At 57.6% G+C, this 16,322-nt stretch carries 13 protein-coding genes; 10 read left to right on the forward strand and 3 right to left on the reverse strand.

Annotated elements, in window-relative coordinates; all coding sequences use genetic code 11:
- Nucleotides 1-500: 500 nt before the first annotated feature.
- Nucleotides 501-725 carry a hypothetical protein gene (locus FD715_RS03315; RefSeq protein WP_147105233.1) on the reverse strand — a complete coding sequence of 75 codons (225 nt, stop codon included), beginning with the start codon at nt 723-725 and terminating at the stop codon, nt 501-503.
- Nucleotides 726-774: 49 nt separating this feature from the next.
- Between FD715_RS03315 and FD715_RS03320 the strand changes: the two genes are divergently transcribed.
- The 3 genes from FD715_RS03320 (at nt 775) to FD715_RS03330 (ending at nt 3,552) form a co-directional block, all read left to right on the forward strand.
- Nucleotides 775-1,485 carry an ABC transporter ATP-binding protein gene (locus tag FD715_RS03320; RefSeq protein ID WP_147105236.1) on the forward strand — a complete coding sequence of 237 codons (711 nt, stop codon included), beginning with the start codon at nt 775-777 and terminating at the stop codon, nt 1,483-1,485.
- A 29-nt stretch (nt 1,486-1,514) separates the two neighbouring features.
- Nucleotides 1,515-2,642: a SufD family Fe-S cluster assembly protein gene (locus FD715_RS03325; RefSeq protein WP_147105239.1), complete on the forward strand. Its 1,128-nt coding sequence runs from the start codon at nt 1,515-1,517 to the stop codon at nt 2,640-2,642.
- 265 nt (nt 2,643-2,907) lie between these two features.
- The gene (locus tag FD715_RS03330) at nt 2,908-3,552 is read left to right on the forward strand and encodes a protein-S-isoprenylcysteine O-methyltransferase (protein ID WP_189799399.1); all 645 of its coding nucleotides are present in this window, start codon (nt 2,908-2,910) and stop codon (nt 3,550-3,552) included.
- A gap of 148 nt (nt 3,553-3,700) precedes the next feature.
- Here FD715_RS03330 and FD715_RS03335 read toward each other — a convergent pair whose 3' ends face one another.
- Complete coding sequence (locus tag FD715_RS03335) at nt 3,701-6,868, reverse strand: Ig-like domain-containing protein (RefSeq protein ID WP_147105244.1); 3,168 nt, start codon at nt 6,866-6,868, stop codon at nt 3,701-3,703.
- A gap of 378 nt (nt 6,869-7,246) precedes the next feature.
- Here FD715_RS03335 and FD715_RS03340 point away from each other — a divergent pair, with 378 nt between their 5' ends.
- From FD715_RS03340 to FD715_RS03370, 7 genes are all read left to right on the forward strand, one after another.
- Nucleotides 7,247-9,007 (forward strand): extracellular solute-binding protein, encoded by a 1,761-nt coding sequence (locus FD715_RS03340; protein ID WP_147105247.1) that lies wholly within the window; start codon nt 7,247-7,249, stop codon nt 9,005-9,007.
- A gap of 254 nt (nt 9,008-9,261) precedes the next feature.
- Nucleotides 9,262-11,283: a TonB-dependent receptor gene (locus FD715_RS03345; RefSeq protein ID WP_189799400.1), complete on the forward strand. Its 2,022-nt coding sequence runs from the start codon at nt 9,262-9,264 to the stop codon at nt 11,281-11,283.
- Between the two features lie 396 nt (nt 11,284-11,679).
- A complete protein-coding gene (locus FD715_RS03350) occupies nt 11,680-11,970 on the forward strand; it encodes a hypothetical protein (protein ID WP_147105253.1) in 291 nt (96 codons plus the stop codon).
- A 69-nt stretch (nt 11,971-12,039) separates the two neighbouring features.
- Nucleotides 12,040-12,924 (forward strand): MbnP family copper-binding protein, encoded by an 885-nt coding sequence (locus FD715_RS03355; protein WP_147105256.1) that lies wholly within the window; start codon nt 12,040-12,042, stop codon nt 12,922-12,924.
- 6 nt (nt 12,925-12,930) lie between these two features.
- Nucleotides 12,931-14,118, forward strand: a complete 1,188-nt coding sequence (locus tag FD715_RS03360; protein WP_147105259.1) for a methanobactin export MATE transporter MbnM — start codon at nt 12,931-12,933, stop codon at nt 14,116-14,118.
- Nucleotides 14,118-14,939, forward strand: coding sequence for a copper uptake system-associated protein (locus tag FD715_RS03365; RefSeq protein ID WP_147105262.1), 822 nt, complete (start codon nt 14,118-14,120; stop codon nt 14,937-14,939). The genes FD715_RS03360 and FD715_RS03365 overlap by 1 nt, the downstream gene beginning before the upstream one ends.
- Before the next feature lie 45 nt (nt 14,940-14,984).
- A complete protein-coding gene (locus FD715_RS03370; protein ID WP_147105265.1) occupies nt 14,985-15,458 on the forward strand; it encodes a copper chaperone PCu(A)C in 474 nt (157 codons plus the stop codon).
- A 242-nt stretch (nt 15,459-15,700) separates the two neighbouring features.
- Here the strand turns inward: FD715_RS03370 and FD715_RS03375 are convergent, their stop codons facing one another.
- Entirely contained in the window at nt 15,701-16,291 is a 591-nt protein-coding gene (locus FD715_RS03375) for a regulator (RefSeq protein WP_147105268.1), read from the reverse strand.
- Nucleotides 16,292-16,322 lie beyond the last annotated feature (31 nt).

Raw genomic sequence — 16,322 nt, forward strand, 5'->3', positions numbered from 1 at the left:
AAACAATCGGCAAAGTATCGTTATCAAAAGTTGTGCCACGCCCCCGCCTGCCGCGCGAGTCGAGAGTGGCAAGCAGCCCGCCATCGGCGTATCTTTGCAAAGCGCGGGTCTAAACATGGGGCCAACCGCGCCCAGAACGAGGGCGTCCCGCGCCCCGCCGCCTACCACATTCTGCCCATGACGAAAGCGACCTCAACATGATGATTTTCATCAAAAAAAATAGCGAAAATCCCGCACTGTACGGCAAGTCAATGAGCTGCAAAAAGTCTGTAAAGCAGCATGCGGATCATTGAAGGCCACGGCGGAGTTGAAATGTGTAGTGCCATAGCTGCGGCAGCCCTTAGCTAAGCGGTAAGGAATGTCGTCAATGCGCGGGCTAGAGGCCAGCGCTTTGGTCGATGGTGGGTGTCTTCTTTGGGCTGTGTTTACATGCAAAAGCGGCAAGCCACTGACGATTTCGCGCAGCCTCAAAGGTTTCTAAACATCCTTACTTAACCTCTTCAGATCGTTCTGCGCGCAGCACGCGTATCGCCGCACGTGCAAAAAATGCCCTGCTGTGCGGTGATGAGGGAAATGGAAGCCCCATAACCGGCAACAACCCACAATTGTTGGCAGCAGCACTTTAAAAACGCCTCCCGCATACCAACCTTATTGCAAAGGCTGCGAGGATCAGCCACGCCAATACGCTCTGCCACCTCCCGCTCGCCGTGCTTGATCGACGCCATGTCTTGGTGACCTCAAGTTCAGTTTGCTTTTGACAGCAAGGAGGCAGCGATGTTGGAGATACGGGGCCTTTCAGTTGCGGTAGGGGATCGGCCAATCCTCACCTCGGTCAATCTCACATTGCCGGAGGGCGAGCTGCACGTCCTTCTCGGGCCCAACGGCTCAGGGAAATCAAGTTTGCTTGCAACGATCATGGGCTTACCGCCTTTCGACGTTGTCGGTGGGGATATCCTCTTTGACGGACAACCGATCCAGGATCTTGCACTGGATGAACGCGCACGATTGGGGATCGGGTTGGGCTATCAACGTCCGCCACGGCTCGGCGGTGTTTCCGTACGCAGCTTTGCAGAAGCTTTAGGCGCTGGGGAGCGTTTGGAACGCGAAGCGGCTGCACTGAACCTTGGAGACTTCTTACACCGCGACATGAATGTCGGGTTCTCAGGTGGCGAAAGCAAGCGCTGGGAAGTCCTGAAGCTGGTACTTCAGGATCCCCGCCTTTTGCTGTTTGACGAACCCGAGAGCGGCGTTGATCTGGAGCATGTGAGCGCTGTGGGCGATGCGATCGCCCGGGTTGTGCGCGCGCCCGACAAGCAAGGGCGCATATGCTCCGGTCTCGTCATCACGCATACGGGCGTGATCCTGAAATACGTGAAGGCCGATTGCGCCCATATCATGCGGGATGGGCGCATCCTGTATTCTGGCGATGCCGAAGAGGCATTCGAGCATATTCAAACCGCTGGCTACACCGCACCCGCAGCTTGAACGCGCGGGTCTGATGAGGATGTTGTGACATGATCCCGACCGAACACTCCGTTCCCACCGCGCAGGACCTGAGCAATTCTCAGAGAAACATTCTATGCGATGTAGGGTTTGATGATCAATCGAAACGGGCAGCGACAGGTATCCTGATTGATCGTGCCATGCGCATCGCGCGCTCCAACGATGCCGGTGTCGAAATCATGCCTCTGGCCGACGCCCTTCGGACCTATGATTTCGTTCAGGACCTCATGTTTGGCCTTGTGGCACCTGACGAAAACGAGCACGTTGCCAAGGTGGCCGAGCATATGCATGATCCGCTCGGCCACTTCATTTGGGTCAAAGCGGGCGCCAAGGTGACCTTGCCGGTGCAGAGTTTCACGGTTTTGGAAACGCCCCAGGCGAGGCAATTCACGCACGATATTACACTGATCGACGAAGGCGCGGAGGTCGAGATGATATCGGGTGCCGCGGTGCCACATACCGTGCACAGGGGACGCCATATTTCCATTGGCGAGTGTTACATGCGTGCAGGCTCCTCATGCAAATCGGTGTCGATCGAGCACTGGGGCGAAGGCATGGAGGTGTATTCCTACGGTTATTCAAAGCTCGACGAAGATGCGCGGAACCAAGCGACGTCTGTTATGATGGCCCCTATCGCACGCAGCGTCAGCTTGTCCGTCTCCAAACTGGCGGCAGGGGCAAAATCCACAAGTCAGGCCATCGTTTTCGCCCCGGACGGGACCGAACGCCGGATTGAAACGGAGACACATCTGCTGGGTGCAGGCGCGACATCCGAAGATGTGGCGCGCATGGTTGCAGCAGGGGGAACCATCATCAACGTTGCACGCCTTGTTGGCGATTCCGCGGGCACCAGTGGGTTCCTTGGGTGCGATGGGCTAAAGCTGACAGATCGCGGTGATATTGTGGCGGTGCCCGAACTCAAGGCCCGTGCCGAGGGTGCCATGCTGAGCCATGAGGCCAGTGTCGGCATTATTGATGACGAGAAACTCAATTACCTCATGGCCACCGGCATCGATGAAGATGCTGCGCGCGGTCTTATCATCCAGGGCTTCTTGTCTCTGAACAGCGATGCCATCCCGCCAACCTTGCGAGATCGGGTTGCGCAACTCATTGCAGATTCAAAGTCGGGAGGGATGTGAAATATGGAGGGCTTGCTTTGATGCGGAGTTTAGCGGCTCCGTCAGAATGAGGTCGAACCAACGGCATGCCGCTCAACCCGGCTGCGTGGCCCCGGCGCAGGCCGAAATCATCCAGGGCCAAGTGCCATAGTGCTTCGAACTGCTTTGCGAGCCGAGTTAAGTGTAGCTTCGCACAAATTGCGAATGGTTCGCAAATAGACTAACCTCAATAAGCACTCAGCCAGCGTCCACGCCAGCGGTTCCCGCTTCACTGGTGATGATATTCATGGTCGGCAAGTTCACCCCTTATGCTATTTTGGCAATCGTCACAGCCCTCGCATTTTGGCGCGACGCGCCCTACGCCAGCCTGCCGTTTCTCGCGTTTATGACGTCTTGGTACACCATTCGGATATGGCTCACGGACTCCACCCCTCTGGACGTCTCGGAGGAGCGTGATGCGACCAGAGAGCGCCTACTTGCGGCGGCTGTGGGTTTCGGCATGATCATCTTGCCACTTTTCGCGCTCGCCACACCTGTGCTTGATTTTGCAGCCTATTCGGCCACTAGTGCGCAGTCCGTGTTGGGCGGTGTGTGCGCACTTGCGGGTCTTTTTGTCTTTTTCCGCTCGCATGCCGATCTTGGCTCATTCTGGTCAGCACACCTAGAATTGCGCGAAGGCCATGCTCTCGTGACGACGGGTATCTACAGCCGCATGCGTCATCCAATGTATACGGCAATCTTTCTCATCACGATTGCCCAGGCGCTGCTCTTGGCCAACTGGGTGGCCGGGCCCGCCGGGCTCGTGATCTTCGCATTGCTTTACGTCGTCCGGGTCGGACCCGAAGAACGCATGATGGCGGAGCGGTTTGGCGCTGAATGGGAGGGCTACGCCAGCCGTACACCCCGCCTGCTCCCTCGGCTCAGGGATTGAAATCGCCGGCGGCGTTGGAAACACCAATTACATCTTTTTTGAGTGGGGCGCCGCGCAACGGCTCTGCACACACAGGCAGCGTCGCGCATCAAACGGCGAGAGAAAGTGAGAGGCGGAAGCTGCACATGCAGCTCCCGCCGAAGAATTGTCAGACAAAACTGAACATATCGGCACTCAACTCGTCCAATTGAGTGTTGCGCAATGTCAGGCTGTCTTCTGCGCTGAACTGGAATGTCACAGCCCGTGCTGACTGACTTGCGCTGGTAACAAGAGCCTCGAAGTCGCTGGTGCCTTCGATGTCGATCACGATCTGATCGGAGGAAAGCCAATCAAACCCGGTATCGAAATCCCGGATCAGGTCATGTCCGCCAGTGAAGACAAATGTATCGCTGCCGAAGCCGCCTGTCATCCGGTCGTCCCCAGCACCGCCATCCAGCGTGTCGTTGCCAAAGCCACCGTTCAAGCGGTCATCGCCCGCACCGCCGAACAGCACATCGTAGGACCACCCGCCATTCAGCCGGTCATTGTCTGCGCCACCATCCAGCGTGTCCTGGCCCCAACCGCCATTCAGGCGATCGCGCCCTGCGTTTCCAAGCATTTCGTCATCCCCCCAGCCACCGTTAAGTCGGTCGTTGCCTTCACCGCCTGAGATCAGGTCATCGCCCGCGCGGCCATTGATGCGGTCGTCATCCGCACCGCCGCGCAACAGATCGTCGTCGAAGGTTCCACGATAGCGATCCTCGGATGCCGCCGCCTCCTCGGACGTGATGAAGTTGAAGGTGGATGTATCGCCTTCATCAATCCCCTCGAAGGCTTGCCCCTGATCGTCCAGAAATGCCCCGTCCTCAATCTCAACCGCATACCGTGCGTCGGTGTCCAAATGAGATGGCGGTGTGACAGTGACGGTATCACCATCAAAGCTGACAAGACGGCTGTCGGTCACGTTGATCTCGATTCGCTCGCCTGTGTCCCGATTGACCAGCGTGATCAGCCCTTCGCCCGGCTCGACCTCTTCCGTGAAAGTCAGCGTCAGCGCCGCGTCATTTCCCACGTCGCGGCCATTGTCCGAGGGCACAGCCGACAGCAGGAAGGGCGCGGGGTCCGCGTCAAAGTCGACTTCGCGCGGGACATAAACCGAGCCATCAGTGGAATAGCCAAGGCGCCCGTCCGAGTTCGAGCCCCAGGTGAAGATGGCACCCGTATCGCTCACCGCGATGATCGAGTTGGGCCCGGTCTGGATTTCGACAATGTGCACATCATCAAGTTCCGCGATCAGGGTGGGCAGGAAGCTGACATCGCTCTCTGCTGCCGGATCGCCATCCAGCCCACCTGTGGGACCTTCATCATTTGGCCCCCAAGCATAGACATCGCCATCTTTGGTAAGCGCAACAGACCAGCGCGCGCCGCCCTGTATGTCGATGATACCCTCGGGCAATCCGGTCAGTTCAATCGGTTCAGCGACATCGTCGGGGTTTGGCGAGAATGTACCGTCACCGTTATCTTCGCCCTGCAACAACTGCCCATTACGGCTCTCGCCCCAGCCAAAGATGCGGCCATCGAACGTGATAGCATAGGATGTACGTCCCTCGCCCGAGATGGCCACGATGTTGTCCGGCAACCCTTCAATCAATGTCGGTTCTATCACGCGGCGCTCGTCGGATGGGCTGACCTGATTGTCGGTATTGCCGCCGAAGCCATAGACCTCACCATCCGCCGTCAGGACCAGGGTGTGCGTCACACCTGCGGATACAGCCACAACGGTTTCGTTGGACAGTGCGCTGATTTCGGTTGGGACAAGACGTTCTTCCTGATCGCCTGTGCCAAGCTGGCCGTTGGTGTTGCTGCCCCAGCCATAAAGCGTGCCGTCCGCAGCAATAGCAAAGGACGTACCATTGCCGTTTTCGATGCCAATGACGTCGATGTCGTCCAAGGCTTCGATCTTTGTCGCTGTCGTCCGCGCCTCTTCGTCACCCAGGCCAAGCGGGCCGCGGTTGTTGAAGCCAAAGGCGTACACATCGCCATCATTCGTCAGGAATGTGGTGTGCAACAGCCCGCCCGCAACCGAGGTGATTTCGGCGTCAAACCCTTCCGGCAGCGACACCGGCAGCGGCGCTTTGACATCGAATCCGGTGGTGCCGTTGCCCAATTGGCTGACCACGTTTTCGCCGGAACTGTACAGCACCCCATCCCTCAGGAAGACAGAAAAGTGGTTGCCCGCGCCCACGGTGCTGGCCACGACCTGGGCCTCGCCCTCATAGGCTTCAACCGCGCGCGGGCGGACCAACTGACCGTCATATTGATCCGAGCCGAGGATGGTCGTCTCGCCTGCGTCAAAGAAATCGCCATCACCGTTGAGGTTGGTCAGTTGGACTACGCTTGCGTCCCCGGCAAAGCTATTGGCGGTGAGGATGAGGCCCCCATCGTCATCTGTGGCCAGTGAGAAGCCGATCTCCGCCAGGATGCCATCCGGCATGGCGCTCGCATTCCAGACCTCGACCGCTTCGAACACGTTGTCGATCTGTCCGGACCCGTCCAGATCGTTGAGACGGTAAATCTTCAACTCTTCATCCCCGTCCGGGAACCATGTGAGGGTATAGAGCGAGCCATCGACCGACACCGCACTTGATATGTCCACCGGAGCGCCAAAGCTCATGTCGTCCGAGATGAAATTTGTCACTTCTTCAGTCTGGATTGTGCCATCACCGTTCGCGTCTTCGATCCGGTAAATGACATCCGTTCCCGTTCCAGCCAGATCGTTGAGGTAGGCGATGTCGCCGTCAAAGCTGAGATCAAAGGGTACCGAGGTGTCGATCACCGTCTGGAGGTCGAGCCACACGGTCGCTTCTCCGGCGTCGTTTGCGTCCCCGTCGTCGTTGAGGTCAATGGTGCGGTAGATCGCGTCTTGCGGTGCCGACGCGGTGCCGGCGTTTGAGATGTATATGGCACCGTCAGCGCCTTCGGCGATGCCATTGGGTGTCACTGTGGAGAGGCCACCGGCATTGTCTGCCGAAAACCAAACTGTCGCTTCGCCCTCGTCCTGTGCATCGCCGTCGGCATTGGTGTCGATCAGGCGATAGATCGCATCTGTGGTGCCATCACCGACATAGACCGATTTGTCATCAGCCTGATGCACCGTGAAGACATTGTTCGTTGGTGTGTCGAGGCCGCTCGCGTTGTCTGCGTCAAAGAAGACAGTCGTTTCGCCGGGCCCTCGCGCCGTTCCATCACCATCCAGATCTTGCAAAAGCAACACCTGATCCTTGCGTTGGTCTGCGACCAAAACCCCGGCTATCGTCTGTTTGGATATGCGCCCCATATGGCAACTCCCGAAAATGAGAGAGTGCCTCGCGAATGGCTGGGTCCTCGATTTGAAAGAGATTGGATGCTGTGCACCCACGCGTTCTTTGGACCAATTTGGGACAGAGGTGAAGCCCTCAAAAGCACCGTTTCATGACACAATGACGCAAGGCTGACCGCATGATCGACAACGAGAGAATGGTCAGCGGACCGCACCATTCAAAATAAGCCAAAAACATACAGTGCCGTATGTCGCGTCATTTGGGCTTGATCCAGAAATTTTGCGCTCGTGATTTCACTGAAGAGCGCTAATATCAACGGCATCCAGCCGGTCATGTAGTTTGCATCAGCACGCATGAGGCCAGACAGCATCTAAACCCAAGACGGAACGCTGCATATGGGCCTACGGCTGATCTGGTGTTGCCTGGCATTGTGTTTTCAGCTCGATACGGCCAGCGCGGATGTCGTCCGCTTCTCGCCATTTGACGATGTGGGCACGGCCAAGGGCACTTTATCCTATACCAACGCATCCGCCCCCAGCAGCGGCACTTTGCGGCTTGGCAGCACGGTCAACTTCGACAGCACGAACTTTATGCGTTTTCCTGGACGTGCCCCCCACGAAATGCGTCATGCATTCGACACACTTCTGGTGCCTGTTCGTGATCAGACGGCTGTCTTTTATGGGCTCTTGGCCAAGGACTTGGACATCGCCGACGACTTCAGTTTCGTGCGTTTCCATCTGGAACCGGTTGCGCGTTGGCATGACGGACGCGCGGTAACCGCAGAAGACGTTGCCTTCACCTTCCAAAGTCTCCGCGCGCATGGATTGCCGCGCTATCGCAACGCGCTCCGAAACATAGACATTGAAATTAAAGATGCGCACACGATCACGTTCAAAAACCGTGGTGCACGATCATGGCGGTACATCGAACTGCTGGGGACGTTTCCAATTCAATCCAAGGCCTTTTGGTCCGCACGCGCAGTGGGTGACATCACACTTGACATTCCATTGGGCAGCGGCCCCTACCGGGTGTCGGAGTTGAGCTTCAACAGAGAAATGGTTCTGGAGCGGGTCGAGGATTACTGGGCCGCCGATCACCCCGTCAATCAGGGGCGCTGGAACTTTGATGAGATCGTCGTCAGCTACTTCTTTGACGAGACAGCGCTCATTGAGGCGGTAAAGAGCGGACGCCTCGACGTGCGCAGGGAGTTCTCGGCCGCCGCTTGGGATGGGCGTTACGACGGCGATGCATTGAGTTCAAACCGCATCGTTAAGACCACCCTTCCCCGCGCCGATGCAGGTGCGCTTCATACCTTGGTGATCAATCAGCGTCGTCCGCCTTTTGATGACATCAGGGTCCGGGAAGCACTTGGACTGCTGTTTGACACGCAGTGGTATCTTGATCTGTTTGGCGGTGCATATGATGCGCCCGGTAGCTTTTACGGTGATACACCCTTTGCGGCTATTGGTTCGGCGTCCGCAGCAGAACGCACGTTGCTTGCGCAATTCGCGGAGCAGTCTCCACAAGGCGCTGTAGACAGTCCTGCGCCCCAGTGGCCAGAACAGCGACGGCAGCGCATGCGGAGGGCTAACGCCCTTTTGGATGAAGCGGAATTTGAACTTCGCGGCGGTGTGCGGATCAATCCGATTACGGGTGACCCTTGGACCGTTGAATTCGTAACGGCACACCGCGCCTCTGTGGAACGTCTTGAGCCGTACCGCAAAGCACTTGAACAGGTCGGCATCCAGCTTGACTTACGCGCATATGACTATGTGTCGGGGCGCCGATTGATCCTTGATCACGAATATGACCTCACACTTCTCACGTGGCAGGCTTCCATTCCTCCGGGTGTGCAGGAAACCTGGTTCTGGCATAGCGATCAGGCCGGGCCACACGGTTACGGGTTGGGTGGGCTCAACAACCCGGCTGTCGATTACATGATCGACCAAATGCAGGTGGCAAAGGATCTGGAGGACCTGCAAGCAGCGGCACGGGCGTTTGACCGGTTGATGCGGTGGGGGCACTACGTCGTACCGATGTGGCACAATGCCAGTCTTTGGTATGTGCATGGATCCGATCTTCGCATCCCCGTGGGTGGACATGTGGAAACCGACCCGATTGTTCACTGGTGGCGCGCACCTCCTCCTGACAACTGACAGTTGTCTATTGCCTTTCAGCCGGTCGCTGCTAACTTTTTCCGGGACCCACCGTTTTGGCAGGCAGGACAAAACGCTCGGGGGCTATCATGAAGATATCGGTTTCATTCGTTTGGGCACGCACTCTGTCCATGCAGGTCAGTTGTGTGGCATTGCTCGCCTCAACAGCGCATGCACAACAAGGCAATCAAGAACCTTTCCAACTGCCAGATCTGATCTTTGAATCAAACCGGGACGCGACACCGATTGATGAGGTGCCACGTGCCGTCAAAAGCATCGACCAGACCGAAGTCGAAGATGCGGGCAAGACCAGCACGAATTTCTCTCAGACACTGCCACAGATAATCCCCGGCTTCGGCACACCGGTTTTCCAGAATGCGACACGCGGATTAACGCTGCGCGGGCGCGATCCTCTGTTTCTTGTGGATGGCATTCCCCTGTCCAGCGCCTTTGGCGTCCAGTTCCAATATTTTGATCAACGGTCTATCGACAGCATCGAAGTGCTGTACGGACCCACAGCACTTTACGGTCAGGGCGCATCCGGTGGCGTCATCCAGTTTTTTACCAAGGATCCGACAGAGGAGCAGGTCAACCGGATCACCACGGGCTTTACGACGTCGCTGGCAGATGGGAGCGCCTTCGATAATGAAAGCTTCAGCTACCGGTTCAGCGCGGAAACGTCGGGCCGGGTCGAGGACTTTGGATATGTCGGTGTGCTGAGCCTCGAACGGCACGGTGCCCATTTCCAGTCCGACGGTCAGCGGATCGCGCCAACACGGCTCGATGATTTCGATGATGCCAGCGTGTTCGGCAAGTTTGTCTACGACATCGATGCCACGCAATCCGTCGAGGGCCTGTTGAGCTACGCGCGCTCCACCGCGCGTGCCACGGACTTTACCAACACGGCTTCCGAAGGTCCGGATCCGACCGCAGTCGCACTTTTTGCCCCTCAACAATACAACGATGAGCCAAGGCAAGAAGGCACGTTTGCGTCATTCAGTTATCTCAACTCAGACCTGGCAGGCGGCGATTTCAAGTTTCAGCTTTACTACTCGAGCGAGGAACTCACACAGATCGGCGGCGATATTCGCGCAGCGCAGGGCCCGGGCCCCAACGATCTCCCGGAGTTTTGGCCAGGTTTGTTTCAGACCAACGGCGCCACCGAAGCCATCGGTGTGCGCGTCGATTACAGCATTGATGTCAGCGACACGTTCAAGCTTAATGTCGGCGCGGATTATCGGGACGAAAGTGAGGTGTTGACTGTCGGCATTTCGGACCCTGCGGTGTTTGACGCAACCGGTCTCTTTGATGCCTCGGACAGCGGCCCACAAGCGCCGCCCGTCGACATTGAGTCCTTTGGCCTTTTTGTGCAGGGCGCCTGGGATGTGGCGGACCGCGTCACCCTGACAGGCGGCGTCAGGTACGACAGTTTTGACTTCTCGGTCGGTCCCGCAGAGCCCGTGTTCTCAAGAGACCCGGGCTTCAGACCGGGCGGCGATGGAAGTTCGGACGGTTTTTCGTACAACCTTGGCGTTCTTTATGACCTGAACCCAAACACCACGCTCTTCGCAAGTTTCGCCCAGGGCTTTTCCTTGCCGACCATCAATTTCGCAGCAGGATCCGTCGCACCAGGCGTACCGCTATCTGGGACGAACCTGCTCGAACCAATTGTCGTCGACAGTTACGAGGTCGGGGTACGCGGAGCGATTGGACTGACGGACTATTCATTCGCAGCATTCTACGCTGAGTCAGATCTGGGCTCATCAGTTCGCGTGGACGCGGCCACCGGCGGAGGGCGGCTGGAACGGGCACCGCAACGCAACTACGGCTTTGAGTTCGAAGCAGCGCGGCCCATTTCGGAAACGGTCAACCTTGGCCTAGGTGTGTCCTGGAACGATGGTGAGAACGACGCCGATAATGATGGTGAGTACCTCGCCCTCTCCAGCCTGACTGTGCTGCCTTTGAAGGTCTCACTGAGTGCCGACTGGCAAGTCACGCCAAACATGAAACTGGACGCGATTATCTTCTACCTCGGTGACCGAGACAGGGCATTTGACGATGGCGTCGATAGTTTTGAAGCCGAAGGATATGTGACAGCGGACCTGGGTCTGACCTATTCCTTCGATAATGGATCAGAGCTTGCCGTTCGTGCCACCAATATCTTCAATGAAGCGTACATCCCCCTGGAAAGTCAGTCACGATTTGGCGTAACCGCCGACCGGCGCTTTGCAGGTCCGGGACGAGAGCTGTCAGTAAACTATTCATTCTCTTTCTAAGCCTTCGTCCGGATAAGCGGTTTGGCACGACGGGGAAGCATTTGCGGCTGGATGACCATGGTCGAGTGACCGCCAAGTGCCTCCCTTAGTTCGTCAAGAAGCGCTGAAGATGAGGTGTGGCCCGCCTCTGATCTGATATTCAGAGGCGCGCATGCTGCTGCTTCTCATACCGATGAGATAGCTGATATCGACATAGCCCGCGCCGAGGTCGAATGCGACTCGCCAATGCTCGGTCCGCTCTATTTACCCGACTGCGCGCAAGGCATTTCCGCCCGGCTGCGACACTCTAAGCCTAGTGCTGTGTGGACAGTTGGTGGTATTCTCTTGCCAATGATTAAAGCGCTCCGCCAAATTTGGTTCAAAGGACTGCTCGCAACTATTTTGGTTGTCGCGAGCATGCACTTTGCGGGCCATTCGGTCCGGGCGGAAGCGAACGACCCCGAGCTCGCAGCCTTTCTTGCCATGGGCGGCACATCCGACGATCTGTGCCTGATCAGTGAGCGTGCGCACGATCATTCGCACTGCCCGTTTTGCCGCGAGTTGGACGTCTTTGTCCTGGCAGATCAGAATGTGGCTCCGGCGCTTATTGCTGCTGTGGGTTTCACAACTGTTCTGCCCTCGAAACACGTCTTTGCGAATGCCATGCGCGACGTCCGACCACCGGCGCGCGCACCTCCAACAGCATAGTCTCCCTCAAACCTGACTGACACATTCCGCAACTCCGACAGCTGCGGGCGACTTTCTTTTGGAGGACCTATGACACGGTATCTTTTGGCTGCCGCAATGCTGGCAGCGCATCCCGCATGGGCGGATCAATCCGTCGAAATCACATTCGCGGCCGAGCTTGATGGCCAGCAATTCTCCTGCCTCGAGACCTATGAAGGTGTCGGGGCCGGCCCACTCCCCATCCAGGTGCTGGACTACAGGATGTTTGTGTCCGAACCCGCGCTTCTGAAAGCCGATGGTACGGCCGTGCCCATGGCGCTGGAACAAGACGGCGCATGGCAGGTCGAAAACATCGCGCTTCTCGATTTCGAAAACGCAACCGGCTCTTGTACCAATGGTACAGCCGATACCAATATGACACTGCGCGGAACGGTGCCCGAGGGCACATACGCCGGCCTCAGCTTCGCGATTGGTGTGCCGTTTGACTGGAACCATGGCGATCCTACGGTCGCGCCCTCCCCTTTGAACCTGACGGCTATGTTCTGGAACTGGCGCGCGGGCTACAAATTCATAAAGTTCGAAACCAGCCCGGTCATGGGCGACGGGATGAACATGGCGTCGACGACCCACAGCGAGAGCGATGGCCATGGCGATACTGCGGCGTCGGGCTGGTTCTTGCACCTCGGATCGACCATGTGCCCGGCTCCGTCCCGGACTGAGGCGCCGACAGAAGCTTGCGCCAATCCCAACGTCATGCAGGTCGTTTTTGACGACTTCGATCCGGCCAATCATGTGGTTGTCATTGATCCCGCGCCGGTCATCGCAGGTGCCGATCTGGCCACAAACGCACCGGAGACGAGCCCCGGTTGCATGTCGTTCCCCAACGATATCGACTGCAACACTGTGCTGCCTCGGCTCGGATTGGCATTCAATGAATTCGATGCTGAAGACCAGCTTCTTGCATCGGTCAGGTAGGCCGCCATGGCTTTGCGATATGCTTTGCTGAGGCCAATCGCGGGTCTGGCACTGGCGGTGACGCCCGCCAGTGCCGATCAGAGCGATCTGGGCTTTCGCTGGTTGATGCCCGCATGGCTGGCGCCGCCGCCGGTGCCGGACGACAATCCGATGAGCGTCGAGAAGGTCGAGCTTGGGCGACACCTGTTCTATGATGCCCGGCTGTCCGCGGATGGCACGGTTGGGTGCGTGTCGTGTCACGTGCAGGAGCGTGCATTTACCGATGGGCGTGCGCTTTCAGTTGGCGTCTTTGGGACTGCGGCCGCACACAATGCACCGAGCCTTGCAAACGTCGGCTACAACCCGGCGCTGACATGGGCCAACCCGCACGCCGATACGCTGGAGTTTCAGGCCCTCTTTCCGCTCTTCGGGACCGGTCCTGTCGAGATGGGCATGGCCGGAAAAGAGCAGGAACTGTTCGCGCGTCTGACCGCTGATGACTACTACCCGGATGCTTTTTCTGCGGCGTTTCCAGAACGCGACGGCGCGATCGACCTGTTTACGATCACCCGGGCCTTGGGCGCGTTCCAAAGATCCATGATTTCGGTCGACAGCCCTTATGACCGCTACAAGTACGGCGGCGACCGCTCGGCGATGACGGAGGCCGCATTGCGGGGCGAGCAGCTGTTCTTTGACCATCGGTTTGAATGCTACCACTGCCATCTTGGTGTGATGTTCACAGACAACCTGCAGACCGCTCGCTCCCCCTTTGTCGAGACTGCGTTCCACAACAACGGGCTCTACAATATCGGTGGAACAGGTGCCTATCCACCAGGGGCGCAAGGGCTGGCCGAGTTTACCGGGCGCGAGCAGGACATTGGCATGTTCCGCACGCCGTCCTTGCGCAATGTCGCTGTCACCGCCCCGTACATGCATGACGGTTCCATCGAGACGCTGCGCGAGGTGATCGAACACTATGCGGTGGGCGGTCGGACATTCAATGACGGACCCTTCGCAGGTGTTGGCGCGAACCATCCCAACAAAAGCGGACTGCTCATTGGGTTCAAAGCGACGGAGCAAGAGGTGGAAGACCTGATCGCATTCCTCGAAAGCCTGACGGACGAAACGTTTCTGGAAAAGCCCGCTTACGCCGACCCGTGGCCGGAGGATCATCCAGCGCGTGCAATCCGCGCGATGCCGGAGGTTGTCAACTGATGCAGAGGATCCTGTTTCTCATCCTGGCAATGTCGTGTGCAGCGCCTGCTATTACCCACGAGTATCTCGTCGGCACACTCGCAATCATTCATCCCAACACGCACCCCACCGGGCCAAACGGCGACTTGGCAAAAGGGTATATGGAATTGTTTAACGGTGGATCAGAACCTGAGCGTCTGCTTGCAGTACGCTCGGGGATTGCCGATGTCTCCTTCTTCGATCCAAACGCGGATGATGGGCACGGGGCGCGGGTTGGAGACGCGATTGAGATTGCGCCCGGTCAATCGGTTCTTTTGAGACCAGACACGTTGCAAATCCGCTTTGCGGGATTGGTCGATCCTCTAAGGGTCGGAGACAAGTTCCTGACAACTCTCGTTTTCGAAAGTGTCGGTGAGGTGACTGTGGAGTTCTGGGTTGAAGGTATCGCCGAAACGCAGCCTGACCCGATCCCCGCTGCTGTTCCGAACACTCGCCCAGAACAGGTGGCGGAGGCGGCCATCACCGCGCAACTTCTTGCGCGTCTGGGTGCCGACACCGATGTCGTAACTGTTTCAGTTGCCGGTTCGGCGGCGGTTGCAGGATGGATGCAGGGCGAGGACGCGGGACGCGCCTTTCTGCGGCAACATGAGGAAGACTGGCAGCTGATGCTTTTATCCGGGGGCAGCCTCGTGAGCCCGGCGGGCTTGCGCGCTCAGGGGTTGTCACCGCGTCTCGCAAACGAGCTTCTCGAGACGATTCAAGGCGATGACGCAAAACTGCCCATTGAAACACGACACCAAATCGACTCCTTCGAAGGCACGCTGATCCTCACAAATGAATGAACGCGGCGCTACCGGCGCTCCGCACCAAGTCAGAAGGAACACGACATGAAACGTTTGATACTCGCATCCGCCCTAACCCTTTGTGCCACCGCGGCCCTCTCACACGACTTTAAAAGCGGTTCTCTGATCGTTGATCATCCGATGGCCTTCCCGACGATGGCGACTGCCATGTCCGGCGCCGGATACTTTTCGGTCACCAACACGGGCACTGAAGACGACCGGCTTATCGGCATCCGCGCCGACTTTCCGCGAGTGACGCTCCACGGAACCACAAACGAAGATGGTGTGATGAGGATGTTCGACATCGACGCGATTGATATCCCCGCAGGTGAAACTGTCGGCCTCGAACCGGGCGGCAAACACATCATGTTCATGGGACTGAGCGGCGATACTTTTGAAGTCGGCGATGAAATCCCTGCGACGCTGGTCTTCGAAAAAGCAGGCGAGATAGACGTTGTCTTCTACGTGGAGCCTCGCGGCGGCGCATCAGATGAGGTGGATCATTCCGCGCATAATTGAGCGGGTAACTCAAGCAGGTGAGTCTTCATTTCGGAGTACATGCGGTCGGCTGCATTCAGGCGGTTGTAGACCGCATATCCGGTTTAGCCGTCCGCACCGAGAAGAGCGCACGAACCTGTCGGTTTTAACAATCACCGATCAGTTCGTGTTCTCGCGAAGCCAGGACTGACCCGCGAGGACATGCACATATTCGACGATGCGTAGCATAGGTTTGCAGTGCGATTCATCGCGCGATGCTCCGGTTAACTTGGAACAATAGGCTGTACCGGTTCGTCCTGCGCCTGCATCAAGGCTTCAAATTCCGGCAAACCCAGAGTTCCCAGCGTCTCGCCATTTGGTCCCAGGATTTCATAGATCACACTGTCGGTGCCTTTATTGCTGAACCAGGCGATGCAGTCTTCGTCCCCGCCGCCTTCGGTGTGTGGCGGGCCGCCGGCAGACTTCTGCACATAGCTCGCGGTTGGACGGATTTCGGTCAATTCACCCTCGGCATTGTACAGACGCAACTCCCCTTGGATAATAAACGTGCTGTAGTCAGCGTGATGCTTGTGCAGTATGACCTTTTCATTGGCGGCAAACTTCAGAAGCGCATCGACGACTTTCATGTCCCGATCCACGTTGAGAACATGATACGACAGATGCTCGATACCTTCGAGCGTGTTCCATTTGATATTCGATTGATCAAATGAAGCGGCGACCAAGGTCGCGGCCTTGCTTGCGTTGGCACCCAAGGCAACAGCTGCGACGGTTGTTCCGATGGCGGCCAGGCCCTCACGGCGTGTCAGTTTACTCATCATCTCTTCCTTTTTAAGATATTTGCGCGACGGCAGCATGGGTCTGCGCGGCGGCATGTCCGGCGCAGAC

The sequence above is a fragment of the Tateyamaria sp. syn59 genome, from assembly GCF_007995245.1.
Taxonomy (GTDB): domain Bacteria; phylum Pseudomonadota; class Alphaproteobacteria; order Rhodobacterales; family Rhodobacteraceae; genus Tateyamaria.